Genomic DNA, 25,450 nt, shown 5'->3' on the forward strand with positions numbered 1-25,450 from the left:
CGCCCGGTTCTGCCGGAGATTCGTGCGGTGCTTCCTTAGCTCAGTCGGTAGAGCGTTTCACTCGTAATGAAAAGGTCATCAGTTCGATTCTGATAGGAAGCTCGGGATAAACCCCCTATTGCCCCTAGTTTTAGGGCTTTGGGGGGTTTTTCGCTGGTTAAGCAGGTGGTGCTGCCTGAGGGCAGGGCACACTTATGGCACACTTTGATCTCCTTCCAAATCCTTCTGGCTCTTGTAGTTGCGATTCTAGACATCATTGAGAATTTCTTGCCGGAGGCTATGGTGAGGCTATGAGCCTCATCGAATGGGCTGACGATCTCGCCTACAGTGCCTGCAGCGGTGGTCCTTGAAGCACTGCTGTCAGGACGCCCGTGGCAGCCCGTCCGATCGGAGGCTACGAAGACTGGTGGAACTCCACCCCTCTTTCCGGCAGCACAGAAGGCCTCCCCCAGGAAACCGTGACCGTGACACCCGCACCGGCGAAATTATTGATGCCTCAACAGGGCAAAGAACAGCACGCTGATCTCGGTTGTCGACTACGAGCTTGTCCCCGACCCTTCCTGGCCCGCCGACTCCATCGTCATCATGGACGCTACGCCCGGCCTGGTCATTGAGGACTTTCGGATTGATGATCGAGGCGTCCCTCTTGATGAAAATGGACGGCCCGTCGACGCCGCTGCCGGATAGAGAGTTCGAGATGCCGTAGGAACGCCACCCCTGGACCTTCGCCGGCGTGCGTCATGCTTGGCGCGCCGACGCTCCTGGTATTCGGCCTGACCCAGGTGCCCGCGATCCAGTTGCTGGACTGGTTGCCGGCAGTCGTATCTCAACGACGCGGCCATGCTATAGGGCATGGAGTACAGGCTTTTTCTAGGGCGACCGCAACAGATCTAGTACAGCTGGGAAGCTTGTCACCCCGTCTTTGGCCATGAAGTGTCCGGCTTCGGGATGGACCTGCAGCCGTGCACCGAGGCGTTTGGCTAGGTCATCCGACGCTGCTGGCGGAACATAGGGGTCCGTTTCGGAGCGGATCACTGTTCGCTTACGGATGCTCTGTGCCAGGCGTTCAACGTTAACGTCACTTGCTAGGTATCGGTCCAGTTCCGGCAATGCCTCCAGTGGTTTAACGAAGCCGGCCACCATGACAAGGCCTCCTAGCTCCCACGGCTCCGGCAGCGCCGCGAGCACCCGCAGTGCAGTGACCGCACCAAGAGAATGGGCCACAATGACCGTCCTCCCGTCGGGCGCACCAAGCGCGGCACCGACAGCGTTTTCCCACGCTGCCCTTTCGGGATCGTCCGGGGCCGGGAGGGGAACAACCGTGACATCGATGCCTTCGGCTTGAAGTTCTCCTTGTAGCCAGGGGAACCAGTTCGCGTCCGGCGAGGCCTCGTATCCGTGGACGATGATGACGCGCTGGACAGACCTGGTCGGGCCCGTGTTGGTTTCTTTGCTCATAGGCAAAGACTATGGGGTCACGACAGCCTGCGGGTTGAATAGGGCAAATGCAGGGCCTGCAACAACTCCACGGCAGCCCCGCCAGCGCGTCCGTCGCAGCAACGTCATCGCTGACCCTGTCCATATTGGCCCGTTTGTGATGGGATTGCCGGGCACGGCGAGAACAGTCACTAGCAGGAGGAATATCGTGAGCAATCCCGGGAATGAAGGACAGCCCCTTGGCAAGCCCAAGGATGACCCTCAAACCGACAACCCGACCATGAAACCCGAAGACGACCGCCCCATTACGGAAGACCCGGACGGCACGCCAGTTGAGAACCCGTCGGGAGGCTGAACTTCCTCAACTGCAGCCTCTCGTCACAGCCCAGGAATTGGCACCAGAGCGGGTAGTGGTCCCAGATCGGGGGTTGCGAGGGGCGTGCTTTTTCGTGCCGTTAGGTATGCCCTTGATCAGAGGATCCGCTGCGAAGATCCGGTGGTCCTGCCACTGCCCCGCTATCTGTAGGTACGCTCGTGCTATGCCGTAGGAGTCGAAGCCGTTCTTCTCCAGCACCCGTTGGGAAGCGGTGCTATTGACGAGGGTTGCGGCTTACAGGCGGTGCAGGTCGAGCACGTCTTTGGTGATATTCGTTGCCGCGCCCACGGCCGCAGACATGATCCCGGTGCCCTGCAGGGAATGGTTGATCCAGTAGCCGAGGCGGGCATTCTGGAAAGTGTCAGCAGTCCGATGATTTGGCCATTGCGTGCCAGCACTATTGGAAGGGCCGTGCCTGCGGCAAGGTTTCGCCGCTGATGGCCCAAAACGTGGAGCGCCAGCCGAAGTTTGCCCCAGGAAGGTACCAAACGGGACGTTGAGGACGTTCGCGGTGGTGAGCCCGGCGAACATTGCGGAGACAGCGGCGGCCTTCCGGTACGGCTCCACGAGGTTGCCAGCGAGCACCGCCCCGACCCCGAAGAATGCCCCGCGGCACAGTGCGGCCACGATCCGGCCGATGAGCATCACGAAGTAATCGGAGGAGAGTGCCGACATGAGGGTTCCCCCGCGATAAAGAGGACCATCAACCAGGCTAGGGTGTTTTTCGGGTTCCGTCCCGCAGCGACCGCTGTGACGACGATTCCGCCGAAGGCGACGCTGAGCGCATAGCCGGACACGAGCTAACCAGCGGCCGGGATACTGACGCGAAGTCGTTGGTGACCTCGGGAAGGAGCCCGAGTATGACGAATTCGGTGAGCCCGATCCCGAATCCGCCGGCTGCAAGGGCAATCAAGCCAAGGGGCATCGTGATACTTCTTTCTGCAGGTAGTAGGGCGCCGGCCGACGAAGGCATTTGAGCCTTGGCCAGCGGGGACGTTGGGGTGAAGGTTTTAGGCACTGGCGGATGCGGGCTTCGGGAGGAACAGGGCAACCAGGAGTGCCGCTGCCAGGCAGAGGGCGGCGTTGATGCCGATGGCCGGCTGACTGCTCAACCACGAGTACGAACAAGATATCCAAGCGGGTTCGAATATCCCACCGCTGCTCAAGGAAATTCTGCCTAACACGTAGCTGACGTTGCCCTGGTGCAGGGCTAGTACCCACGGACGACTGCCAGTGCGCGCTCATTTGGCCAATGCGGGACCACGTCGGTAGGGTACCGTGCACAGCGGCAGGGGGATCTGATGAATGAACTGACCGACGCAACGGCTCAAAAGATGAACCGGGCATCGCAAATTCTTAGCGGCCTCACCCGGGTAGCGTCCAAGGACTGTGAATGGCTGCGGGCCAACGCCGAACTGCACGCGGAAATACTCGATCTCCAGAACGAGCTAAGGGCAGCCGCTGTCCAGATCGCCGGAGACACTGACATGGGTGCGTACTTTCATGAAGCGCAGGTTGTAGGAAATCAGCTCCGCGAACTGTTCCAAGCCGAGAAGAAGCCGGAGTGTTAAAGACATGCCCGGGAAGGGTCAGGTCTGCTGGCGATGCCCTTCAACTTCAGGCATCGCCCTTGCCTGGCCGGATGTCGTCGTTCTCCGTCTCCGGGATGGCCTGATTGGCAATCAGATCGACGCGGTCTGCGGGGGTGATGCTGTCATCGTTCTGGATAGCGGCAATATCAGCGGCATCCACTTCACCGCCAAAAGCTCTCCCGGTGCCTGGCTCAGGGTTATCGCAGGGCTGTTCATTGTGGTGGCGCGCTTCATCGAGGTGTTGATTCAGTTTCTGCTCTGCGTCGCGCCGGCGTTGGCCAACAGTTCGCATCTGCTGCGTGGTCGGTGCAGCCTCCCCGCGCTGTTGCGGGGTAGGGCCCCTCGGGTCGGGATTGGCATTGTCGCTCATATCAGCATGGTCCCACCTGACATTCGTACCAGGAAGACCGCGACCGGCCTAAGAAGGAACGGCCGCGCAGGCGTTTAGTATTAGCTGCTCCCGGAGATGGTTCCAGCCGCAGTGACCCGCGCTGCCCTTGTGTCGTTACCAGCATCACGGCAGGGTCCAGAAACGGCACCGAAACGATTAAAAATGGCCGCAAAAAGCCCTCGAATTTACTGCCACGTGATCCGGCTGGGGCATTCTTCACGGTTCCGCCCCGAAGCGGCAACAACCCTCGTCTTGGGTGCTTGACACTCCCTAATCTTGAGCTGTCCAACCGCACCACTCCCCCTTGGATGGCACCAATGAAAAAACTCCTACTCTGGCTCACGGCGCTCCTGGCAGTCGTTGGCCTGGGCATCGTGGCACCGGGGCCCGCTTCGGCTGCCAGCTCGTATTGCGGTCTCGAATGGGGATCCCTGGCTAAAACCGCGCCTGGGATGAGCACTGCATCTGTCACCAACGTCCGGACGGGGCAGCAACCCTGCTTCGACCGGATGGTTGTCGACCTCAACGGCCCTGCGAAGGGCTACACAGTCCGGTATGTCCCGGAAATCATCCAGGACGGCACCGGCTACACGATCCCGGTCTACGGCAACGCGCGCCTGCAGGTCGTCGTGAATGCACCCTCCTATGACAGCAACGGCAACGTCACCTACAACCCGGCAGCGAAGGCCGAGCTCTCCAACGTGGCCGGCTACCAGACCTTCCGGCAAGTTGTCTACGCGAATAGCTTCGAAGGTTCCACCAGCATCGGCCTGGGCGTCCGTGCCCGGCTGCCTTTCAGGGCCTTCACTCTGGACGGGCCAGGGTCCGGTTCCCGGCTGATCGTGGACGTAGCCCACTTCTGGTGATGGAACGAAAAGGTGCCGCACTCCGCTGATCCGGCGTGCGGCACTTTTTCTCTGAGGCCCGGCTGTCCAGGGGCTTCAGCTGAAGGCGGAGAACCTCTCCAGCCCTGACCCAGGCGAACCTCAGCTCGTCGTTCTGGAGGTCAGGCCGCACTATGCGACGAATGAGCTATTCCTGGTCCCCAGCCGCCGCGCCATCCTCGAGGTCGCTGGCAGCGAAGGCCCCGACCTTGGATCCCACGAACAACCTGCGTAGCAGATTACTCAGGAAGATAGCCGCCGGCAACGAGAATTTCCTCGGCCATGATCCACTGACCAAAGACGTGCAAGGTAACGAATACTACGAGGAGTACGTAAATCCGTATGCGCCCTGCTTTGGTCCTGGGACTCTTTTCAGGACGTGCAACTGCCCTCGACATGCCACTAATGGGCACAAGGACAGGCAGCAGGGCGATCTGCATCGGAATCCCACTTCCACTCCGGTTGTATTTGCCGTCGTACGGCATCCGGGTTTCCCAGGTAACGCTTGTGAATACAAAACAGCCATGCCGATGCACACCACCAAAGCGCCCACGCAAATGAGACTCAGTTCCTTGCATCCTTCTTGCTGAACCGGAATTGCTCCGCAGTGAAGCGTTCACCGTCGGAACCACCGGCAACAACAGGGGACGTTCCACCACTCACGACCGCCTTTCCCGTTTTCCTTAATTCATCATTTCCCCACTCACGACTGTCACGCTTTCAACGGCCACACGGATGGTGTCCTAAGAGCCGAGGGCCTTCCGGTCCATGGACTTGAGAGCAGCGAGCCGTGCTTCCACTTCGGTCTGCTCGCCGAGGTCTTCCAGGGAGGCGAACTGGGCGTCCAGGGATGAGGCGGCGAGTTCCTGCTGGCCGCGGACGGTGGCCTCCTCGCGGCGAATCTTCTCCTCGTACCGGCCGATCGCCGAGGTCGGGTTTCCTGCGTCCAGTGACTTGAGTGCATCGTTCACCTGCGACTGGGCAGCTGCCGTCCGGGACCGGGCCACGAGCTGGTTGCGCTTAGCCGTCAGCTCCCCGAGCTTGCCCCGCATCTGGTCCAGCCCGTTCTTGAGCTTGTCGACGACTTCGTTCTGGGCGGCGAGGTTGGGCTCTTGGGCGCGGGCGGTGGACTCGGCGGTCATCTGCCGCTGAAGAGCGACCCTGGCGAGGGCGTCAAACTTGGCGGCGTCCACGGGGTTGCCGGAGGCCCGGAACTCGTCGGCCTTGCGGGACGCAGCGATCGCCTTGTTGCCCCACGTATCGGCGTCGTTCAATGCACGGTTGTAGTCGTCCTCGGCCATCCGCAGATTACCAATCGTTTGTGCGACGGCGGCCTCGGCTTCGCGGATGTTGTTCGAGTAGTCCCTGACCATCTGGTTCAGCATCTTCTGCGGATCCTCCGCGGAGTCCAGGAGGGCGTTCAGGTTGGCCTTGGCGAGCTGGGCAACGCGGGCGAAAATACTCTGCTTCACGGGGGTCTTTCTATCGGTAATGGAATCGCATCATATGTGTGCGGCAGGTGAGCGGGCCAGTTCGGAGTGCCGCCGGCATAGCCTTCTATTCACGCTGCCGGCAGCCGCGGACCCGGATGATCTCGGCGACCCCGGCCAGGGCCAGCGGGAAGCACACGACGGCGGCGACGTGACGCTATGTTCGATGTCCTCACCGGTGGGTCCATGCGAACGGGTGGAATACATGTTCAGGCCCGTTGCGGCGCCCCCTTCAAGGACCAGCGGTACGGAGAGACTAAAACTAAACTCCCTCCGCCAGCGCCGCAGCGGTGTAATCAGGCGAGCGGCGTTCCTGGCGCAGGTCAGGCTCATGGATGAGTGTTTGTTTACGGATCGCGGCCAGGCAGGGGCCCTCCCCAACGCTGTAACGGGTTTCGTCGAGTCGGACGGCACTCTTTTCGCTGCCGGCGACAGTAGTTGGTTTCTTCGCCGCATCAAGGTGATGCTGCAAAAGGCAGCGGCAGGATCTGAAAGTGCAATCGCTGTAAAATTAGCCAACTCGTCGAGCATGTCCTTCACGTCGCTGCTGCTCAGGACAAGATCCTGAAGGCGGCGATTACGAGTTCGGATGCAATGGATGTGTTTCGTGGGCCACGGTGGGGCCTCATTTCCTCTTTCGCTGGCGAATACAGGGGCTCTTCGGGTTAGGGGTTTTGGTGTGGTCGTGCGAGTTGTGCGGCGAGGCCGGAGAGCAGGATGCTCAGGCCCTGGTCGAGCTCAGTTTCGCCGTTGTAGTCGGCGAGGACCGGCCCGAGTGCGCGCAGGCGCGGGAACTCATTTGCAGGCAGTCGGTGCAGGCCAAGGCGCAGGATGGCTTCGTTCTCGTCCGGGTCCACGATGTATTCCTGGAGTTCGTTCAGGATGTGCCCGTAGAGGAATCCGTAGTAGGCGCGATAGACGTGGAGGGCGTCGGCGGGGGCGAAGCCTTCCTTGATGAGCAGGTCCAGTATTTGTTCGAGCGGGCGGAGCGCTGCCAGCGGACGCAGGCCCAAGGGCGTAGACAGGGGCCTGGTGACCAGCAGGGGCACGACGTTGGGATGGCGCAGGGCAACACGACGCAGGTCGTGGGCCATCCGGCGCAGCTGGGATTGCCAGTCCACATCATCGGCGAAGACCGTGAGCTCCTCCAAAACCGTTTCGGTGACCCCGTCGAGTAACGCTGCCCGGTTGGCTGCGTACCGGTAAAGACTCATGGGGTCCCGCCCCAATTCCTGACCCAGCCGCCGCATCGTGAGCGCATCAACACCTTCCGCGTCCACCAGTTCCAGGGCGGCGGCGAGCACAACCTCCCTGCTTAGCCGGGCTTTGCGGGGCGGCGCAGCTTTGGGCGCGTGTTTTGTGGAAGTCATGGTGGAGCCGTTTCCGTTGATTGCTGCAGGCCCACCCGCGGACGGACGAGCAAGTTGCTAAATAAGTAGTCTACGCGTAAAGTCTACACCGTAGAGAAGGTGTCGACATGGTTTCAGTAAAGGGATCAGGGTTTGCATGGCCAACAGGCTGCTCACATAACCCAAGGAGAACCACATGACGACTCAAACCCGTAACGAGCACTCCAGCACGGTCCGCAACGCCAACGACATCAAGATCTCCACCAGGACCCTTGAGTTCGCTGTCTACGTCGCGGCGGTCGTCGCCACGATCATCACCGCGGCAGTCGTTGGAGACGACGCAAGCGAGAACGGTGTTGACGTTTTCAACGCCAATGACGCTATGCAGTACATCACCTGGCTCACTGTCGGCCTGATGATCGCCCGCGGCCTGGCCAAGGCCGGCAACCGCGCACATAACCACGCCTAACCAGCCGTTCCCGGCCCTGTCCGGGTAATGGTCGATTGTGGCGCAGCATCAGGACCTGGTGCTGCGCCAGAGCTATCTGCTTCACCTGAATCACCTGCTTCACCAACGTTTAGCCCGCCGAAGCATCGCAATTCTGCTCCGGCCAGTACGCCAGATGTCCCGTGCAAGACATCCCGGTTCCCAGTCCGCTGTAGCCCACGGCGGAAGTTACGCACCATAGTGAAAAGAGCCCAACGATGGCACATTCACAGTTCGACCAGTTCCTCAGCGAAGCCACCTGCCCCAACAACGAGTCAGATTCGACTCTAAAGGGCGATTCCTTCTACGGCCTGTACACCAGCTGGTGTTGCCTCTCCGGCAGGCTCCCGCGGTCAGAGCAGGCCTTTTGGGCCGCCATGAGCCAACGCGCCACTCCGGGCCAGCGCTTGAAGATGCGGGGGCCGGCCGCGGCCGACTACATCCTTTCCAGCTACCAGGCCGTGGTCTGACCGCTGGCAACGACCATATTCCCCGGCACATACATTCCCCGTGATGCGCATCAACCACGGGGAAAGCAGCCGTGGTGCGCCGGCTGCGACACCGATGCGTTCCTGTCGGTTGCATCCCCCGCCGTGACTGATCGGCAAACAGGCATCCTCGCCGTCGCACTCCACTGTGCCAACTGCCGCCTGTCCAGGGTCTTCGACACTACGGCAGAATACGTCGGCATACTGGCTGCGGCTCTCGGCCATGACGAGGACCCGGATCAACTCAGAGTAAGTTATTCCCGCTGATGCGGACTGATCAGCCTGAACGGAAATTTTCTCAGCCACGTCATCCGAAACCTGGCTGCCACGGCGTTCAGGCGCCGCCGGGCATTCCCAGTTGGCGCTACGGCCTAATAACTACCGGCCCAGGCAACTCCTGCGGCAGAATCAACGAAGGATCAAACATGACGAACAGCTCTTACAACCGGCCACTTATCACCGTCGACGCAGGAATTCCCGCCAGTATCGACACCTTCGACCTCACACCGCAAGGCCTCGCCGACGCCCCGGCCCACGAAGAGGACTTCGAAAGCATCGTTCATACCGGAAACAGCTAACACTGGTCCTGCCGGCTGGCCGTTTCTATTGCTGACCTTCTGCAACGCGACGCCTCCTTGGTCCAAGAGGTTGGCACCCGACCCCTGGGCATGAGACACGAATCAACCAGCAAAAGCACCGAACCATGGAGCAAGTAATGAGCACTGCCCGGATCTTCGACTCAATCGTCGTGATCTTCAACCTACCGCCCGTGCCGGCCACGCGGTCGAACTCGCACGGGAAGCAGCCAGCGGCGGGAACAACGTGCTCATCGTCTCCGTCAGCGGGGACGGCGGCTACAACGAGGTCGTGAACGGTGTGGTGCAAGCCGGCAACCCCAACGCCGTGTGCGCCGTAATGGCAGCAGGCAACGCAACGACCACCGCAGGACTACCCGCACCCAACCGCTTGAGGCAGCAATCGCCAGCGGCAAAGTACGGCGCATTGACCTGCTGAAAATGACAACCGGCGGGAGGGAAGAAGATTCCGCCGAGTATGCGCACTCCTACGTCGGGTTCGGCCTCACTCCGGTCATGGCCATCGACCTTGAAAAAGGCAGTAAAGGCGCCCTAAAAGAGATGTTCTCCGTGATGCGCGCGTTCTCGAAATTCAAGCCCTTCGAGATCCGGCAGGGGAACAGCAAGCGACGCAAGTTCGACAGCCTCGTCCTGGCCAACATCGCACAGATGGCCAAGTACGCCACCCTCAGTGAAGCCGACGACGCCGCCTCGGACGGCAAATTCGAAGTCGTGTTCTTTCCCAACCGGTCCAAACTCCGCGTGCTGCCGACCGCCCTGCGGGCCACTACCCGAGGACTCGGGGACCAGCCCAGCGTGAGCAGCTACCGGTTCACAACCCTCAAACCCATCCCGTACCAAATAGACGGAGAAGTGAAATCCGTCGAGGCACATACCCCGGTCACCATCACCTGTGCACCGGCTGCCCTCGCAACTCTGGGATAACAGCCTGCAGCCTCAGCACCGAGGGAGGATCGCCCACACCAGCGGGGTCATCTTCCGACCGGATCGCCCCCCGCCGCCGCGTCCTGCGGAAGCACGGCTCGTATAATCGTGAACATGCCGATTACGCGCCTCAAGCGAGCACTCCCCGCCCATAAGTCCGTCGCCGCGCAGTGCGGGAGCGATCTGTGAGCGGCGGTCTCGTTGCCCTGCTGGACGACGTCGCAGCCCTGGCCCGCATTGCCGCCGCTTCGGTGGACGACGTGGCCGCCGGTGCCGCGAAAGCGGGGGCAAAGGCCGCCGGCGTTGTAATTGACGACGCCGCGGTGACCCCGCAGTACGTGTCCGGAGCCGACCCGTCCCGTGAACTGCCGATGATCAAGCGGATTTTTTGGGGCTCGCTCCGGAACAAGCTGCTGATCATCCTCCCGGCTCTGCTGCTCATCACCGCCTTCGTCCCGGGGGCCATCCCGTTCATCCTGATGCTCGGGGGCACCTACCTCTGCTACGAGGGTGCCGAGAAGGTCTGGCACAAGCTCCGCGGCCACCACACGGCGGACGAGGATGCACCGGCGGTCGAACGCGGCCCGAACGCTGAGGCCAAGGTCATTAAGGGCGCCATCACCACTGACTTCATCCTCTCGTGCGAGATCATGGTGATCTCGATGAACGAGGTGGCTGCTGAGTCGCTGTGGGCCCGTGCGCTCATCCTGGTCGTCGTGGCTCTCGTGATCACGGTGCTGGTCTACGGAGCGGTCGCGCTCATCGTCAAGATGGACGACGTAGGGATGCACCTGGCCACCAAGGACTCCCCCAGGTCCCAGCGCGTCGGCGAGACGCTCGTCAAGGGAATGCCGGCGGTGCTCGGAGCAATAACCCTCGTCGGCACAGTAGCCATGCTGTGGGTCGGCGGTCACATCATGCTGCAGGGAGCTTACGACCTCGGCTGGCACGGACCATATGACCTTGTCCATGCCCTTGAGGCTCCTGTCGCCGGTATACCGGTGGTGGGCGGCGTCCTGGCCTGGCTCGTGAACACATTGTGCTCGGCTGTCATCGGGCTCGTGTGGGGCCTCCTCATCATGTCTGTTGTAGGCCCGTTGCTCAAGGTGCTGCCGTTCGGCAAGAGGAAGAGCGGGCACGAAGAGGGTGACGTCCGCGCCGCCGTCGCCGGGCATGAACCGGCAAAACGGGACACCGATTCCACCCCATAGCTCCCGTCCGCCGGGTGCTTTGCCCGGGACTGACCCCGGTCATGCGAATGGTGGCTGGAAACTTTTGCCCCCGATTGGACAAAGGCCTTGGCCGTCACGGCGGTGGGAATAGACGGGGAAAAGCTGATGGACTTGGGCCTTGCCGGATGCCGGAAGTCGGCAAGGCGCTGAGCCAATTCACGAGATCCTGTCGGACCACCCGCCTAAGATGGCGAACATGGATCAGCAAGCCCTGGCAGACATCGCGAACGGGCTTTACGCCGTATCCCTTGAAGACTTCATAGCGGCAAGGTCCGCTGCAGCAAAGCAGGCTGCGGGGCAGGACAAAGAGCTGGGCGCTGCCGTCAAGGGGCTGCCCAAGCCGTCGGTGGCCGCGTGGGCAGTGAATATGCTCGCCCTGCATCAGCCGGACGTCCTCGGCGGGCTCGCGGAGCTCGGATCCCGGATGCGCGACGCACAGGCCGCACTCGATGCCACGGCCCTCCGGGAGCTGGGACGTGAGCGGCGCGCCCGGCTTTCCGCCGCCGTCGACACCGCCCGGTCCGTCGCCGGGGAACGCGGGCGAACCATCAGCGAGGCCATGGCCGCAGACGTGGAGGAGACCCTCAAGGCACTGACAGCGGATGAAGGGGCGGCTGCTGCAGTTCGGAGCGGACGCCTCCTGAAAACCCTCTCGGCGGACGGCGTCAGCGCAGCGGACCTGGAGGGGGCAGTGGCCGTTCCCGGCGCACTGCCAAAGCACACGGCCACGGCCCGCCCCGTCCATACGGCCGCCAAGACGCGTCCAGCAGCGCCGGAAAATAAGCAACGGACGACGACGGAGCGCACCTCCCCGCCCAAGGGAACGAAGCCCCGGCTTGAGGCTGTCCGGCAGACTCCGCGGCCAGCGTCACCGCCGGCGCTGGAGAGGGCAAAAGCCGCTCTGGCTGAAGCTCAGGAGGCAGCGGCTGAGGCGGCACACGCAGCCCAGGAGCTGCAGGATAAGGCGGACGAAACACGCACTGAGGTGGCGGAACTCCTCCGGGAAACGGTTAACCTGCGGGCCCGGCTCAAGGCCGCGGAACAGCAGCTGGACCGTTCGCGGAAATCGCTGGCTGCGGTGGAGGCGGAAGCAAAACAGGCCGTGCGTGCTGCGGAGAAGGCCGGGCGGACTGCCATGCTGGCGGAGGAACGGGTCCTCCGGCTGTCTGACCGTGAGACTTAGACCGAGCCGGAAGCTTCCACCAGTGAGGGCGCGGTAACCACTACTTTGCCCAACACCGGGAGTCTGGGCGTCTTCCGACAGCCCGTCAGCCTAGTCCTGCGCGGCCTCCGTCAGCTTCCTGGTGCGGTTGATGGACCGGCGGATCCCGACTATCCTGACGGCAACTCCTGTCAGGACCAGGCCAATTCCCAACGCCATAAGAATCCAGACAGGGACTGAGGCGGAATCGATGTTGCGATAGCACTCCGCCGCCAGCCCTGTGGTCTGCTGCTGCAGGTCTGAGATCTCCGCGGCCCGACTTTGCGGTAGCAGCGGGCTGCCGCAAAGCGGCCCCACTGCCTTCAAGCCGATAACGATACTGAGGATCTGCACGGCGAATCCCACGGCGACGGTTACGATCCACCCACGCCGCTGGGCAAGCTCCTGATTGATGGCCTTGGTGGCATCACCGGAAGAAATTCGAACCGCCATATTCCGAGCATAGTAGGACTCGGCCCGGCGCGCGCGGGAAGGGCATTCTGCTGCTTCGCTCCAACAGCGGCCGCTCCATCCACTGGGTCTATGTCTTCAAGCAACACGCTGGCGCCATTCCGGGAAATGTCAGACCCCGGTTGCAAACTGGATTCATGGAAAACCAACTGGTTCAGGAATTTCACGTAACGTACTTCGAGGCCGACTGTGGCCGTGTCCGCGCCGAGATCTTTAACACCCTGGTGGAAGCAGAACGCTTCGCCAGCCGGCACTGTGCCGATGAAGATGGCTGGGCTGTGATTGACGCCGTGGCGGTCGAACAGATCCGCACTGCTGCCTGACGTTTTCGCAGACTACCGTTTGGTGCAGCCCGTAAAGCGGGCCGCCCTGCCTGTAGGCACAGGCAGGGCGGGCAGCGGCTGACGCTCAGAACGGAGCGGCCGCCCCTGGTTAGGCGAAGTCGGAGACTGCGGGGTCCGCCCCGATGCGCCCTTCCCCGCGGGCGGTCCGGTCCAGCGCGTTGATGGCGTCGACATCCTCAGCGTCCAGGGCGACGTCCAGGGCGGCGAAGTTCTCGCGAATCCGGGACTCGGTGACTGACTTGGGAATGACCACGTTGCCGATAGCGAGGTGCCAGGCGATAACCACCTGCGCGGGGGTCACCTGGTGCTTGGCGGCAATACGAGCCACCGTTCCATCCTCCAGAAGCTCCCCGCCCTGCCCCAGCGGCGACCAGGCCTGGGTCAGGATGCCCTTCGACGCACCAAAATCGCGCAGTTCGCGCTGGCTAAAGTAGGGGTGCAGCTCAATCTGGTGAATGGCAGGCACCACGCCGGTTTCATCGATCAGCCGCTGAAGGCCTTCAACAGTGAAGTTGGAAACACCAATCGACTTTACCCGGCCGCGCTTCTGTAGCTCGATGAGGGCCTTCCAGGTATCGATGTACTTGTCCTGTTTCGGCTGCATCCAGTGGATCAGGTACAGATCCAGCGTCTCCAGCCCAAGCCGGTCCATCGATTCCTCGAAAGCCGACAGTGTGGATTCGTAGCCCTGGTCAGAGTTCCAGAGCTTGGTGGTGATGAAGATCTGCTCCGGTGAGAGGCCGGAACTGGCAATGGCGCGGCCCACGCCTGCCTCATTGCCGTAAATCTTCGCGGTATCAATGTGACGGAAGCCCGCTTCGAACGCCTGGCGGACTACCTTCTCCGCCACATCGTCCTCGACCTGCCACACGCCGTAGCCAAGCTGGGGGATCGTGTTTCCGTCGTTGAAAGTCAGGGTAGGTGAAAGAGTCATGCCATCATCCTGCCAAACCGTGCACCAGTTACAGCCAGTTTCGGGCCCGACTAAGCCAGGCGCTTAACCGGGAATTTCTGGAAGGGCATCTAGGAAGCCTCCTCATGGAGGTGCCGCTCGGCCTCGGCCACCTGCTGGAAAACTGCCTCCGCCCGCCGCCTGACGGATGCCGCCCCTACCGGCACGGGACCTACGGCAAGCCGCAGCATGGCAGCAGCTTCGGCCGTAGTGGCGAGCGAGTTTCCGGCTTTGGACAGTGCGCGGTGCACGCCGGACAGGGCAACCGGGATATCCAGGCCCTCGCTGGGCGAGCGCCGCTGCGCTTCCACGCAAACAGCCCTCACCCGTTCCAGCAGGACGGCAAGGTCGTTGGCAATCTCCACCAGTTCGTCATACAGCTGGTCGTCTTCCACGCCTTCCAGCACCTGGTGGAACCGGTCAAGTCCCCGCTGGAAGCGGTCGTGCGCGCGGCGCCACAGCCCCTTTCCCAGTTCCGCGTCGTCCTTGCGCCCCTGCCTGGCAGCGCTGAAAAAGCCCAAGCGCACCCTACAAGTACTGTCCGGGACCGTGGTCGTGGTCGTCACGCCGGCCCTGCTGCGCGGGAGCACCGGGGCGGGGGCCCGCGGTGGCACGCTGTGGCTCGCCGTTCTCCCCCATGACTACGCCTGGCGCAATCATGGTGCCGGGCGGCAACTGGCGGAGCTGCAGCTGCGCGGCGGCATGCTCACGGGCTGCGTGCTGGGCCGCGATCGCCGTTTGAATGCCGTGGAAGAGGCCCTCGAGCCAGCCCACCAGCTGCGCCTGAGCTATGCGGAGCTCCGCATCGGACGGTGTGGCCTCGTCGGAAAAGGGAAGGCTGATCCGGGTCAGTTCCTCCACCAGTTCGGGAGCGAGCCCGTCTTCGAGCTCCTTGATGGAACGCTCGTGGATTTCGGCAAGCCGTTCCCGGGCCGCGTCATCCAGTGGGGCGGACTTCACCTCCTCAAGGAGCTGCCGGATCATGGTGCCGATCCGCATCACCTTGGCTGGTTCATCCACCAGGTCCTGGAGGTTGCTGCCCTTCTTGGCACCATTCTGCCGGGCCGGCTGCGCCGCAACGGGCGCCTGGCTGTCGTCGATGGGGGTACCTTCTACGGGGAGGTCCTCAGATGCCTGGGTGTCTTTCGGATCGCTCATGCGTTCATACTCTCATGAGCGATCCGTCGAGGGTCCACCCAGGAACCCGGCGGACACGCTTGTACGCTGCGGGCTCAATCAGCAGCACCGGCCCTGCGGGTTGCTGTCCTGCCGGTCAGTCCGGTCACGCCAGAACTCCCGCTCTCCGAGCGGCGGATCCTGGTGCCCGGCCAGGCGGTGGTGCTCCAGGTATTTGGCGTACGCGTCCGCGCCCATGACGCCACCGAGGTACAGTGCTAAGCCTTTGAACCTGCTGGAGAGCGCTGCAAGTCCGGTGCTCATCAGTGGTGCCCTGCCCGCTCGAACCGGAGCTCGGCCGGGACCTTTTCCCATTCCGCCAGGAGCTGGCGCTCGGCAGGAGTCGGGACCAGCCCGGCAGGGGCGAAGACCCGTGACGGCCGGGCCGGGTCCTCGTTGTCCTGGACTGCGATGCCGGCCGCCCTGTTGCGGAACGCCTTGACCGTGGCGAGCACCGCCGTCGCGATCACAATGATGCTCAGGACGACGAAGATGACGGACAGCCAGCCCTGGATGGCGGTGTTCCGGACTACGGCTTCCATCGCGGTGACGGTCTTTGCTGTGCCGAATTCGGTCTTGCCCTCTGCAAGTGCCTTGCTGAATGCTGCGTTGTTGGCAAAGTAACCCACCGCCGGGGTGGGCGAGAAGATCTTTTGGTAGCTCGCAGTAATGGTGACCACTGCGGCGAACGTCAGCGGCAGTGCCACAATCCACAGGTACTTGAACGTGCCGCGCTTGGCCACGATGGCCAGGCAGACGGACAGGGCAATGGCCGCGAGCAACTGGTTGGCGATGCCGAACAGCGGGAACAGGGTGTTGATACCGCCCAGCGGGTCGGTGACGCCCATCAGCAGCACGGCGCCCCAGGCCCCGACCATGATCGCGGTGCAAAGCCAGGCACCTGGCCGCCAGGAGTGCTCCCTGAACTTGGGGACGAAGTTGCCAATGGAGTCCTGCAGCATGAACCGGGCAACGCGGGTGCCGGCGTCCACTGCCGTGAGGATGAAAAGGGCTTCGAACATGATGGCGAAGTGGTACCAGAACGCCATCATGGCGGTGCCGCCGATGAACTGCTGCATGATGTGGGCCAGGCCCAGGGCAAGCGTGGGTGCGCCGCCGGTGCGGGAGACGATGCTTTCCTCACCCACGTTCGCGGCGGTCTGGGACAGCAGGTCAGGGCTGATGTTCACTCCGGCCAGGCCCAGGCTGTTGACCCAAGTGGCCGCGGTTTCCACCGTTCCACCGGTCAGCGCTGCCGGTGAGTTCATGGCGAAGTAGAGGCCGCGGTCGATGGAGATTGCAGCGACCAGGGCCATGATGGCCACGAAGGACTCCATCAGCATCCCGCCGTAGCCGATGAAACGGGTCTGGCGTTCCTTCTCCACCAGCTTCGGCGTGGTGCCCGAGGAGATGAGCGCATGGAAGCCGGACAGGGCGCCGCAGGCGATGGTGACGAACAGGAATGGGAACAGGGCACCCGGGAACACCGGACCGTTCTCCCTGCTGGCGAATTCGCTGAAGGCCGGGACGTTGATCTCCGGGCGGACCGCAATAATGGCCACCGCGAGCATCACGATCACGCCGATCTTCATGAAGGTGGACAGGTAGTCACGGGGCGCAAGGAGCAGCCACACGGGCAGGATGGCTGCGATGAAGCCGTAAATGATGATGCCCCAGGCGATGGTCACCCGGTCCAGGCTGAAGATGTCCGCACCCCAGGAGGTTTCGGCCACAATTCCGCCGCCGACGATGGCCGCCATCAGCAGCACAAACCCGATGAGCGAGACCTCCAGGATCTTGCCGGGCCGCAGGTAGCGGAGGTAGACACCCATGAACAGGGCGATGGGGATGGTCATGCCCACGGAGAAGACACCCCAGGGGCTCTCGCCCAGGGCATTGACGACGACCAGCGCGAGGATGGCGACGATGATCACCATGATCAGCAGTGTGGCGATGAGGGCGGCAGTACCGCCGACGACGCCGAGCTCTTCACGGGCCATCTGGCCGAGGGAACGCCCGCCGCGGCGCATGGAGAAGAACATCACCAGGTAGTCCTGCACGGCACCGGCGAGGACGACGCCGATGATGATCCAGATTGTGCCGGGCAGGTAACCCATCTGTGCGGCAAGCACAGGACCCACCAGAGGCCCTGCGCCGGCGATGGCGGCGAAGTGGTGGCCGAACAGGACGTTCCGGTCCGTCCGGACGTAGTCCTTGCCGTCCGCCTTGTACTCCGCGGGGGTGGCGCGGCGGTCATCGGGCTTGGTGATATACCGCTCGATCACTTTGGAGTAGAAGCGGTAGCCGATCAGGTAGGTGCAGACGGAGGCGAACACGAACCAGATGGCATTCACGGTCTCGCCGCGGATGATCGCGAGCATGAACCAGGCCACGCCGCCGAGCAGTGCGATTGCGGCCCAGAGTGCGATCTTGCCCGGCGTCCACTTCTTCTCTTCAGCCTCCCGGACTTCCTCATCCACGGCTGCAGGGGGAAGGGCCGGATCCGTGGCCACGGCACCCTCCCTCCGGACTGAACCATTCCGATGATCAGGCGTTCCGGCCATGTCTCCTCCTTGAGATGAGTGCAATTCCCCTTGCTAAGCAAGCTTACCTATCCGGGCTCCCATTCCAGAGGGTTTGTGCCGGCGGAACCGGGACGTGCGGTGAACGGAGGAGAAGCGGCGACGAATGACACGGGAGGGTGGGGCGGAACCCCTTGGACAGAGAGAAGGCCTCCGTCCGGGGGGCCGGGCGGAGGCCTTCTTTCCTGGGAAAGGGAGGGTATGCCCCTGCTTTTTATGCGTGTGAGTAGGTCAGGCAGTCGGCGTTGTCTGCGCCCGGACCGACATGCACCTCAGGGGCCTTGCACATCAGGTGGTCATTGTGGACGCACTCGGAACGCTGGCAGGCTCCGACGTCGGCCAGCACCTTGGGTAGCCCGCCGTGGATGCCGGTCTCGATGAACGTGGCGCAGTGTGCATGGTTTTCGGCGCCGCCCACAGTGATGGCGGCGGCATTGCAGTTCGTGTGATCGTTAAAGGAGCAGGTGGTTACGCTGCAGTCCGCGACGTGCGATGTCATGTGCTTCCTCCGTGAGTTCCGCCGCCCGGGCGGACGGCCTTGAACCCACGGTAGGCCCGACGGCAGCAATCGAAAAGACCCAATTGTGTTGCCTATTTCCCCTGCGCCTGCTGGACCGTCCTGGCTTCACAAAGATCCAGCCAGCGGATCTCCGCTTCCGTCTGGAATATCAGCGAATCAAGGGCCAGCAGCGATGCCATGTCTCCGGACCGCTGGCTGGCGGTGGCATCCCGGCGGGCCCTGGTGTACTCCTGCAGCGCCCGGAGTGACGCCACGCGCTGGGCCTGGATGGTCTCCTGCACGTCCACCCCCGGAAGCGTGACGGCGAGCGCCAGCTTGATGGCGAGTTCGTTCCGCGGCGGGCTGCTCCGCTCCACCGGCGTCCCGAACCAGCTCCCCACCTCGGCCCTGCCCGCTTCGGTGATGCTGTAGACCACGTGGCCGCCGCCGTCGCCACCCTCTTTCCTGACCAGCGCGTCACGTTCCAGCCGGTCCAGTGTGGTGTACACCTGACCTATATTCAGCGGCCAGGTGGCCCCGGTGCGGCTCTCGAACTCGACCCGCAGCTGGTAGCCGTAGCGCGGCTGGTCCTGGAGCAGGGCGAGGAGGCTATGGCGGATGGACATGGCGCTCCTTGACTGGCGGCCCGGCATCAACCCCCCGGCTGCTGCATACCGCGTATGCCCCGACCCTAGTCCAGAGGAACGTACACGGGCAATACCCGGCATCCGCCTGTCGAACGTCACATGAGGAGCAGGATCTTGCCCACGTGCTCGCCGGTGTCGAAATACCGGTGGGCGGCCCGAACCTGGTCCAGCGGGAAGGTCTTGGCAACCAGCGGCCGGATCCTTCCGTCGCTGACCAGCGGCCAGACGGCCTCGCGGACAGCGTTCATGATGGCACCCTTTTCCGCCACCGGTCTCGGGCGCAAGGCGGTGGCCACCACGGCGGCGCGCTTTTTCAGCAGCTGTCCCAGATCAAGCTCGCCCCTGGTGCCGCCCTGCAGGCCGATCACCACCAGCCGGCCATAGTCAGCCAGGGCGTCCACGTTCTGTGCGAGGTACTTGGCGCCTACGACGTCGAGGATCACGTCCGCCCCTTTGCCTCCGTTTTGGCGGCGGAGGCTCTCGGGAAAGTCTTCCTCCCTGTAGTTGATGGCGATGTCCGCGCCCAGGAACGCTTTGGCGGTGCTCACCTTTTCGTCGGAGCCGGCTGTCGTGGCCACCTTGGCGCCCCATGCCTTGGCCAGCTGGATGGCCAAGGTGCCGATTCCGCCCGTTGCCCCATGGATCAGGACGGTCTCCCCCGCCTGCAGCTGTGCCGTCATCACCAGGTTGGAGTAGACAGTGGCCGCCACCTCCGGAAGGGCGGCGGCCGTCACCAGATCAACGCCGTCCGGCACCCGCAGGACCTGCTCAGCCGGAACCGCAACCTTCTGCGCGTATCCGCCCCCAGCCAGCAGCGCCACCACTTTGTCGCCGAGCGAGAAGGCCTTGGTGACACCCGGCCCGAAGCCGGAAATCCGGCCGGATACTTCCAGGCCGGGAATCTCCGATGCGCCTGGCGGGGGCGGGTAAAAGCCCCTGCGCTGCTGCACATCCGCGCGGTTCAGGCCGGCTGCGACGACGTCTATCAGCACCTCGCCGGGACCGGGTGCCGGCGCCTCCACCTCGCGGACCTCCAACACTTCCGGGCCGCCCGGCTCCGACATGTAGACGGCTTTCATGCAACACTCCCGTTCCTGACTGAATACTGCGTGCAACCAGTGTGCACCGGACACCTGCCGGCCTCTGTTTTGTTGCAGGCAAGTGCCTATGAAACACTACTGGGTGAGGAAGGTTGTCCGAGCGGCCGAAGGAGCTAGTCTTGAAAACTAGTGTGCGGTAACCCCGTACCAAGAGTTCGAATCTCTTACCTTCCGCGAACAGGACCCCTGCGAGCCAGCATGCTGGCACGCAGGGGTCCTTCGTCTTCCAAGCCGGGGCGATGCCTGGCAAGTGAATTCTTCCGACGAATTTCCGCCGGCCCCATTTCCCGCAAGCTACCGGCCGGTATTCTTTGTGATGGCCGGCACTCGGGGTGCGCCGGCCACCACCGACAGCATCACCGGCACCGGGCTACTGGGGCTCCGGACCGGTGGGCGGCCCGTTCCGCTGGGGAGCGTCCCGCCGAATGCACGCGCTATCAACCCTGCGTTCATTCAGCGCTGTTGAGATGTGCCGGAACACCACTTGACCAGGAGCAGGATCCGGGCCCCTGTCCGTCGGTACAACCCGGACGCCTTCCATCGGGTCCCCCACCGGGACACCCCTATGAAAGTAAGAGCGGATGCATCAGAAACCTTGGAAATTAGCGCTGGGCACAGTGCTGTCCGCGGGGCTCGCAGGAGCTCCGGCGGCAGTGCTTCCCGCGGCGGCCTATCCTGCCGCGGAGGTCTCAGCCGCGGCAGACACTTCGCCGGTCGTCATCAATGAGGCCTACCTCAGCGGCGGCAGCAGCGGCGCCGCCTACAAGAACAAGTTCGTGGAGCTGTACAACTCTTCGGACGCTTCGGTCTCCCTGGACGGATGGTCGGTCCAGTACCGCTCCGCCAACGGGACCTCAGCGCCCACCAGTATGGCTGCGCTGTCCGGCACCATCCCGGCGAAGGGGCACTACCTGGTCCAGGGCGCAAGCAACGGGACCAGCGGCGCCGACCTGCCAGCCCCGGATCTCGTGGCCACCGGGCTGAACTTCAGCGGCACGGCCGGCACCATCGTGCTCGCCAAGCAGCCCACCGCCGTCACGCTGGCCACCGGCTCACAGGTGGAGCCTGCAGGGGTGGCCGACCTGCTGGGCTACGGCACGTCCAATACTTTCGAAACCGCTGCGTCCGCCGGCCCTTCAGGCACGGGTGACGCGAGGAGTTTGAACCGGGCAGGGGGCGCAGACAGCAACAGCAACCAGGCGGACTTCAGCCTCAGCAGCACCATCAGCCCGACATCGCGTGCCGGCACCACCACGCCGGAGCCCACACCGGGGCCCACACCGGACCCTGCGCCTGATCCTGCCCCCGCCCCGGCCACCAGGACCATCGCCGAGATCCAGGGCACGGGCACCGCAAGTCCCCTGGCCGGATCCACGGTAACCACCACGGGCAAGGTCACCGCCGTCTTCGCCACGGGCGGCCTCAACGGCTACTACCTGCAGACCGCCGGCACGGGCGGTGACCTCACGGCCACAAACCATGCGGCGTCGGACGGCATCTTTGTCTACTCCCCCGCCACTGTGGCTTCGGTCCAGCCGGGGGACTTCGTCCAGGTGACCGGGTCAGTGGCCGAGTACTACGGAATGACCCAGCTCAATGTCACAGCGGCCGCTTCCCTCAGCAAACTGGCGGATGCAGCACCCGAGGTGAAGCCGACCGCCTTCGCCCTGCCTGCCAACGAGACCTTCCGGGAATCCCTGGAAGGCATGCTGCTGGCTCCCCAGGGTCCCATGACTGTCACGGACAACTACAGCCTCAACCAGTACGGCGAGATTGGATTGGCAGGCGGAACCTCCCCCCTGTTCCAGCCCACCGCCGTCGCGCCGTACGGCTCGGCTGAGCACAACGCCGTCGCAGCGGAAAACGCCGCCCGCGGCATCAAGCTCGACGACGGTTCCAGCACCAACTTCCTCAAGGACGCCGCCACCAAAGCCCAGGTACTCCCGTACCTGAGCACCACTGACCCGGTAAGGGTGGGCTCCCCCGTCACCTTCACCACCGACGTGGTGCTGGGTTACGCCAACAACGCCTGGAAGCTCCAGCCGCTGACCCACCTGACCGAGGCCAACAGGGCATCGGTGCAGCCGGCGTCCTTCGGCGCCACCCGCACTGAGGCTCCGGCCGCCGTCGGTGGCAGCCTCAAGCTCGCCTCGTTCAATGTGCTGAACTACTTCCCCACCACCGGTGACCAGTTGACCGGCTGCACCTTCTACGAGGACCGCCAGGGCAACCCGATCACCGTCCGCGGCGGCTGTGATGCCCGCGGTGCTGCCAATGCCGAGAACTTCCAGCGGCAGCAGGACAAGATCGTTTCCGCGATCACCAAGGCCGGAGCTGATGTTGTCACCCTGATGGAGATTGAAAACTCCGCGCAGTTCGGAAAGAACCGCGACGACGCGCTGGCCAAACTCGTTGCCGCCCTCAACGTCGAGACCCCGGGCATCTGGGACTACGTGCGGTCACCGGCAAATGCGCCGCCGCTGAGCGATGAGGACATGATCCGCACTGCCTTCATCTACAAGAAGGCAGTTGCCGAACCGGTGGGTGAGTCGGTCATCCACAACGACACTGCGGCCTTTTCCAATGCCCGCAAGCCGCTGGCCCAGGTCTTCAAGCCCGTGGGCGGCGGCGCCGGCACCGAGTTCATCGCCATCGCCAACCACTTCAAATCCAAAGGCTCCGCCGCCTCACCGGAGGACACTGACCAGGGCCAGGGCGCCTCTAACCTGGCCCGCACCGCGCAGGCCAAGTCGCTGCTGGATTTCGCCGCCTCCCTGCAGGAGTCCAAAGGCACCGACAAGGTGTTTTTGATCGGCGACTTCAATGCGTACGCCGAGGAAGACCCGATCAACGTCTTCACGTCTGCCGGCTACGTCAACCAGGACGGGAAAGCGCGCAATGCCGACGGCACCGCCAAGCACTCGTACCTGTACGGCGGGATGGTGGGGTCCCTGGACCATATTCTCGCCTCCCCCGCCGCAGACGCGGCCGTCACCGGTGCGGACATATGGAACATCAACTCTGTTGAGTCCGTGGCCCTGGAGTACAGCCGCTACAACAACAACGCCACCAACTACTACGCGCCGGACCAGTACCGCGCCAGCGACCACGACCCCGTTATTGTGGGCCTGGACCTGGAATCGGCCCCTGCCACCGTTGACCTGAACTTCCTTGGCATCAACGACTTCCACGGCAGAATCGACGCCAACACTGTTCTGTTCGCCGGCACCATCGAGAAGCTCCGCGCGGCTGCCGCTCCCGGCGCCACCGCATTCCTCTCCGCCGGCGACAACATCGGCGCCTCGCTGTTTGCCTCCGCCGTCGCAAAGGACCAGCCCACGATTGACGTGCTGAACGCCTTGGAGCTTCGGGCCGCGGCCGTGGGCAACCACGAATTCGACGGCGGCTGGGCCGACCTGCGCGACCGCGTCATCGCCGGCGGTGCCAACGCAAAGTTCCCCTACCTGGGTGCGAACGTCTACGCCAAAGGCACCACCCAGCCGGTCCTGCCCGAGTTCACCGTGCTGGAGATGAACGGCATCAAGGTGGCCGTGATCGGCACGGTAACCCAGGAGGTAACCTCCCTGGTAACTCCCGCGGGGGTTGCCGACCTTGAGTTCGGCGACCCCGTAGAGGCCATCAACCGGGCGGCCGCGAAAATCACCGCGGAGAACCTCGCCGACGTCATCATCGTGGAAAACCACGACGGCGCCGGGTCGGGAACCGTGGAAGGCTCCACTTTGACCGAGGAAGTGGCAGCCGGCGGGCCTTTTGCCAAGCTGGTCACCGAAACGTCCGCCGACGTCGACGCCATCTTCACCGGCCACACGCACAAGGAGTACGCGTGGGACGCCCCTGTCCCCGGAGTTGAGGGCAAGACCCGGCCCATCGTGCAGACCGGGAACTACGGCGAAAACGTAGGGCAGATCCAGCTGACCGTAGACACCGCCACCAGGGAAGTCACTGCGTACAAGGCCGGCAACGTCAAGCGCACCACCGACCCCGCCACGGACCTGGTCGCTGCCTACCCCCGCGTTGCCGTCGTCGATGCAATCGTGAAAAAGGCACTCGCGGACGCCGCCGTCGTCGGCAACCAGCCGGTGGGCGCCGTCACCGCGGACATCACCACCGCCTTCAGCACGGACGCCGCGGGTGTTGCCAAGCGCGATGACCGCGGCAGCGAGTCCACCCTGGGCAACCTGGTGGCTGATTCCCTGCTGGACTCCCTGCAGCCGGCCGAACTGGGCGGCGCCGAGATCGGCGTGGTCAACCCCGGCGGACTGCGGAACGAGCTGTACTACGCCCCGGACGGAACCATCACCTACGCCGAGGCCAACGCCGTGCTGCCGTTCGTGAACAACCTCTGGACCACGTCCTTGACCGGCGCCCAGTTCAAGACCCTGCTGGAACAGCAATGGCAGACCAACGCGGACGGCACGGTTCCCAGCCGCGCCTACCTCCAGCTGGGCCTGTCGAAGAACGTGAACTACACGTATGACGCCGCCCGGCCTGCCGGGGACCGCATCACATCGGTGCGGGTGAACGGTGAGCTGCTTGATCCGGTGAGGTCCTACCGGGTGGGCACGTTCAGCTTCCTGGCTACCGGTGGCGACAACTTCCGGGTCTTCACCGAAGGCACCAACACCCGCGATTCGGGCCTGGTGGACCGGGACGCCTGGATCGGGTACCTGCAGGAAAGCAGCCCGGTGTCCCCGGACTTCGCCCGCCGTTCCGTGGCTGTCACAAACAGCACGCCCGGCGAGGTGAAGCCGGGTGAAGCCATCACGCTGGCAGTTTCCAGGCTGGACCTGACGTCGCTCGGCAGCCCCGTGAACAGGAGCCTTTCGGTCACGTTCACGGACTCCGCGGGTACGTTGACCCAACTGGGAACAGCTCCGGTGGCCTCCGGCGCGGCCGCTGTGAACCTGGCGGTCCCGGCCGGTGCTGCGGAAGGCACCGGAACCCTGGTCCTAACGGCTGCCGAGTCCGGCACCGTGGTCACGGTGGACGTGAAGGTGGCGGCGAGTGTTTCGGCCGGACCGGCGTGCACGGCGCCGGTCAAGCCGGCCCGACCCGCTGATGTGGCTGGCCAGGGGAACTACGGCCAGGCCATGGCCGCCTACCGGGCCTGCCTGCGCGGCTGACGGGCTGAGCGCCGGGTCCCGGCTGCCTGCAGCAGGCACCGACGCTCTCTCACTTCCTGCGCCTTTTCTCCAAATGCTCTCTCACAAT

The 25,450-nt window shown here is 63.7% G+C and carries 25 protein-coding genes, 2 tRNA genes and 1 pseudogene; 14 read left to right on the plus strand and 14 right to left on the minus strand.

What is annotated here, in order from left to right:
• Nucleotides 1-29 precede the first annotated feature (29 nt).
• Nucleotides 30-102, plus strand: a tRNA-Thr gene (locus FDW84_RS17995).
• A gap of 768 nt (nucleotides 103-870) precedes the next feature.
• On the opposite strand, the gene FDW84_RS18000 is transcribed toward FDW84_RS17995, so the two are convergent.
• Nucleotides 871-1,458, minus strand: a complete 588-nt coding sequence (locus FDW84_RS18000) for an RBBP9/YdeN family alpha/beta hydrolase (RefSeq protein ID WP_138610857.1) — start codon at nucleotides 1,456-1,458, stop codon at nucleotides 871-873.
• A 187-nt stretch (nucleotides 1,459-1,645) separates the two neighbouring features.
• On the opposite strand from FDW84_RS18000, the gene FDW84_RS19410 reads away from it, so the two are divergent.
• The gene (locus FDW84_RS19410; RefSeq protein ID WP_171046834.1) at nucleotides 1,646-1,792 is read left to right on the plus strand and encodes a hypothetical protein; all 147 of its coding nucleotides are present in this window, start codon (nucleotides 1,646-1,648) and stop codon (nucleotides 1,790-1,792) included.
• Nucleotides 1,793-2,047: 255 nt separating this feature from the next.
• On the opposite strand, the gene FDW84_RS20085 is transcribed toward FDW84_RS19410, so the two are convergent.
• The gene (locus FDW84_RS20085; RefSeq protein WP_205754763.1) at nucleotides 2,048-2,488 is read right to left on the minus strand and encodes a GNAT family N-acetyltransferase; all 441 of its coding nucleotides are present in this window, start codon (nucleotides 2,486-2,488) and stop codon (nucleotides 2,048-2,050) included.
• A 626-nt stretch (nucleotides 2,489-3,114) separates the two neighbouring features.
• Here FDW84_RS20085 and FDW84_RS18010 point away from each other — a divergent pair.
• Nucleotides 3,115-3,384, plus strand: a complete 270-nt coding sequence (locus FDW84_RS18010; RefSeq protein WP_138610858.1) for a hypothetical protein — start codon at nucleotides 3,115-3,117, stop codon at nucleotides 3,382-3,384.
• Nucleotides 3,385-3,430: 46 nt separating this feature from the next.
• Here the strand turns inward: FDW84_RS18010 and FDW84_RS18015 are convergent, their stop codons facing one another.
• Nucleotides 3,431-3,775 carry a hypothetical protein gene (locus FDW84_RS18015; RefSeq protein WP_138610859.1) on the minus strand — a complete coding sequence of 115 codons (345 nt, stop codon included), beginning with the start codon at nucleotides 3,773-3,775 and terminating at the stop codon, nucleotides 3,431-3,433.
• 338 nt (nucleotides 3,776-4,113) lie between these two features.
• Between FDW84_RS18015 and FDW84_RS18020 the strand changes: the two genes are divergently transcribed.
• Nucleotides 4,114-4,662: an AMIN-like domain-containing (lipo)protein gene (locus FDW84_RS18020; protein WP_138610860.1), complete on the plus strand. Its 549-nt coding sequence runs from the start codon at nucleotides 4,114-4,116 to the stop codon at nucleotides 4,660-4,662.
• 761 nt (nucleotides 4,663-5,423) lie between these two features.
• Here the strand turns inward: FDW84_RS18020 and FDW84_RS18025 are convergent.
• A complete protein-coding gene (locus tag FDW84_RS18025) occupies nucleotides 5,424-6,152 on the minus strand; it encodes a PspA/IM30 family protein (protein ID WP_138610861.1) in 729 nt (242 codons plus the stop codon).
• 683 nt (nucleotides 6,153-6,835) lie between these two features.
• Nucleotides 6,836-7,540, minus strand: coding sequence for a TetR/AcrR family transcriptional regulator C-terminal domain-containing protein (locus FDW84_RS18030; RefSeq protein WP_138610862.1), 705 nt, complete (start codon nucleotides 7,538-7,540; stop codon nucleotides 6,836-6,838).
• A gap of 175 nt (nucleotides 7,541-7,715) precedes the next feature.
• On the opposite strand from FDW84_RS18030, the gene FDW84_RS18035 reads away from it, so the two are divergent.
• The 7 genes and pseudogenes from FDW84_RS18035 (at nucleotide 7,716) to FDW84_RS18055 (ending at nucleotide 12,429) form a co-directional block, all read left to right on the plus strand.
• Nucleotides 7,716-7,988 (plus strand): hypothetical protein, encoded by a 273-nt coding sequence (locus tag FDW84_RS18035; protein ID WP_138610863.1) that lies wholly within the window; start codon nucleotides 7,716-7,718, stop codon nucleotides 7,986-7,988.
• A gap of 236 nt (nucleotides 7,989-8,224) precedes the next feature.
• On the plus strand, nucleotides 8,225-8,476 hold the full coding sequence (locus FDW84_RS18040) for a hypothetical protein (RefSeq protein ID WP_138610864.1): 252 nt from the start codon (nucleotides 8,225-8,227) through the stop codon (nucleotides 8,474-8,476).
• A gap of 443 nt (nucleotides 8,477-8,919) precedes the next feature.
• Nucleotides 8,920-9,072: a hypothetical protein gene (locus FDW84_RS19420; protein ID WP_171046836.1), complete on the plus strand. Its 153-nt coding sequence runs from the start codon at nucleotides 8,920-8,922 to the stop codon at nucleotides 9,070-9,072.
• A gap of 226 nt (nucleotides 9,073-9,298) precedes the next feature.
• A pseudogene (locus FDW84_RS19855) lies at nucleotides 9,299-9,508 on the plus strand (hypothetical protein); the annotation flags it as partial.
• A 2-nt stretch (nucleotides 9,509-9,510) separates the two neighbouring features.
• Nucleotides 9,511-10,014 (plus strand): diacylglycerol/lipid kinase family protein, encoded by a 504-nt coding sequence (locus tag FDW84_RS18045; RefSeq protein ID WP_240721586.1) that lies wholly within the window; start codon nucleotides 9,511-9,513, stop codon nucleotides 10,012-10,014.
• Nucleotides 10,015-10,199: 185 nt separating this feature from the next.
• Nucleotides 10,200-11,225, plus strand: a complete 1,026-nt coding sequence (locus FDW84_RS18050; protein WP_138610865.1) for a DUF808 domain-containing protein — start codon at nucleotides 10,200-10,202, stop codon at nucleotides 11,223-11,225.
• Nucleotides 11,226-11,442: 217 nt separating this feature from the next.
• Complete coding sequence (locus FDW84_RS18055; RefSeq protein ID WP_138610866.1) at nucleotides 11,443-12,429, plus strand: hypothetical protein; 987 nt, start codon at nucleotides 11,443-11,445, stop codon at nucleotides 12,427-12,429.
• A gap of 90 nt (nucleotides 12,430-12,519) precedes the next feature.
• Here FDW84_RS18055 and FDW84_RS18060 read toward each other — a convergent pair whose 3' ends face one another.
• Nucleotides 12,520-12,900, minus strand: coding sequence for a hypothetical protein (locus tag FDW84_RS18060; protein WP_138610867.1), 381 nt, complete (start codon nucleotides 12,898-12,900; stop codon nucleotides 12,520-12,522).
• Nucleotides 12,901-13,055: 155 nt separating this feature from the next.
• Here FDW84_RS18060 and FDW84_RS18065 point away from each other — a divergent pair, with 155 nt between their 5' ends.
• The gene (locus FDW84_RS18065) at nucleotides 13,056-13,241 is read left to right on the plus strand and encodes a hypothetical protein (protein ID WP_138610868.1); all 186 of its coding nucleotides are present in this window, start codon (nucleotides 13,056-13,058) and stop codon (nucleotides 13,239-13,241) included.
• Nucleotides 13,242-13,350: 109 nt separating this feature from the next.
• Here the strand turns inward: FDW84_RS18065 and FDW84_RS18070 are convergent, their stop codons facing one another.
• From FDW84_RS18070 to FDW84_RS18105, 8 genes are all read right to left on the minus strand, one after another.
• Nucleotides 13,351-14,196 (minus strand): aldo/keto reductase, encoded by an 846-nt coding sequence (locus FDW84_RS18070; RefSeq protein WP_138610869.1) that lies wholly within the window; start codon nucleotides 14,194-14,196, stop codon nucleotides 13,351-13,353.
• Nucleotides 14,197-14,285: 89 nt separating this feature from the next.
• Entirely contained in the window at nucleotides 14,286-14,735 is a 450-nt protein-coding gene (locus FDW84_RS18075) for a hypothetical protein (RefSeq protein ID WP_138610870.1), read from the minus strand.
• Nucleotides 14,736-14,742: 7 nt separating this feature from the next.
• On the minus strand, nucleotides 14,743-15,372 hold the full coding sequence (locus FDW84_RS18080) for a bacterial proteasome activator family protein (protein ID WP_138610871.1): 630 nt from the start codon (nucleotides 15,370-15,372) through the stop codon (nucleotides 14,743-14,745).
• A gap of 78 nt (nucleotides 15,373-15,450) precedes the next feature.
• Nucleotides 15,451-15,654 carry a YbdD/YjiX family protein gene (locus FDW84_RS18085; protein ID WP_138610872.1) on the minus strand — a complete coding sequence of 68 codons (204 nt, stop codon included), beginning with the start codon at nucleotides 15,652-15,654 and terminating at the stop codon, nucleotides 15,451-15,453.
• On the minus strand, nucleotides 15,654-17,954 hold the full coding sequence (locus tag FDW84_RS18090) for a carbon starvation CstA family protein (RefSeq protein ID WP_138610873.1): 2,301 nt from the start codon (nucleotides 17,952-17,954) through the stop codon (nucleotides 15,654-15,656). The genes FDW84_RS18085 and FDW84_RS18090 overlap by 1 nt, the downstream gene beginning before the upstream one ends.
• A gap of 232 nt (nucleotides 17,955-18,186) precedes the next feature.
• A complete protein-coding gene (locus FDW84_RS18095) occupies nucleotides 18,187-18,471 on the minus strand; it encodes a DUF1540 domain-containing protein (protein ID WP_138610874.1) in 285 nt (94 codons plus the stop codon).
• A gap of 92 nt (nucleotides 18,472-18,563) precedes the next feature.
• Nucleotides 18,564-19,097, minus strand: coding sequence for a PadR family transcriptional regulator (locus tag FDW84_RS18100; RefSeq protein ID WP_138610875.1), 534 nt, complete (start codon nucleotides 19,095-19,097; stop codon nucleotides 18,564-18,566).
• A gap of 116 nt (nucleotides 19,098-19,213) precedes the next feature.
• On the minus strand, nucleotides 19,214-20,197 hold the full coding sequence (locus FDW84_RS18105) for an NAD(P)H-quinone oxidoreductase (protein ID WP_138610876.1): 984 nt from the start codon (nucleotides 20,195-20,197) through the stop codon (nucleotides 19,214-19,216).
• 107 nt (nucleotides 20,198-20,304) lie between these two features.
• Here FDW84_RS18105 and FDW84_RS18110 point away from each other — a divergent pair.
• Both FDW84_RS18110 and FDW84_RS18115 read left to right on the plus strand, forming a co-directional pair.
• Nucleotides 20,305-20,392 (plus strand) — tRNA-Ser (locus tag FDW84_RS18110).
• Between the two features lie 407 nt (nucleotides 20,393-20,799).
• Nucleotides 20,800-25,362: an ExeM/NucH family extracellular endonuclease gene (locus tag FDW84_RS18115; protein WP_138610877.1), complete on the plus strand. Its 4,563-nt coding sequence runs from the start codon at nucleotides 20,800-20,802 to the stop codon at nucleotides 25,360-25,362.
• The last annotated feature ends 88 nt before the right edge of the window (nucleotides 25,363-25,450 follow it).

This window comes from Pseudarthrobacter sp. NamE5 (assembly GCF_005796225.1).
GTDB lineage: Bacteria > Actinomycetota > Actinomycetes > Actinomycetales > Micrococcaceae > Arthrobacter.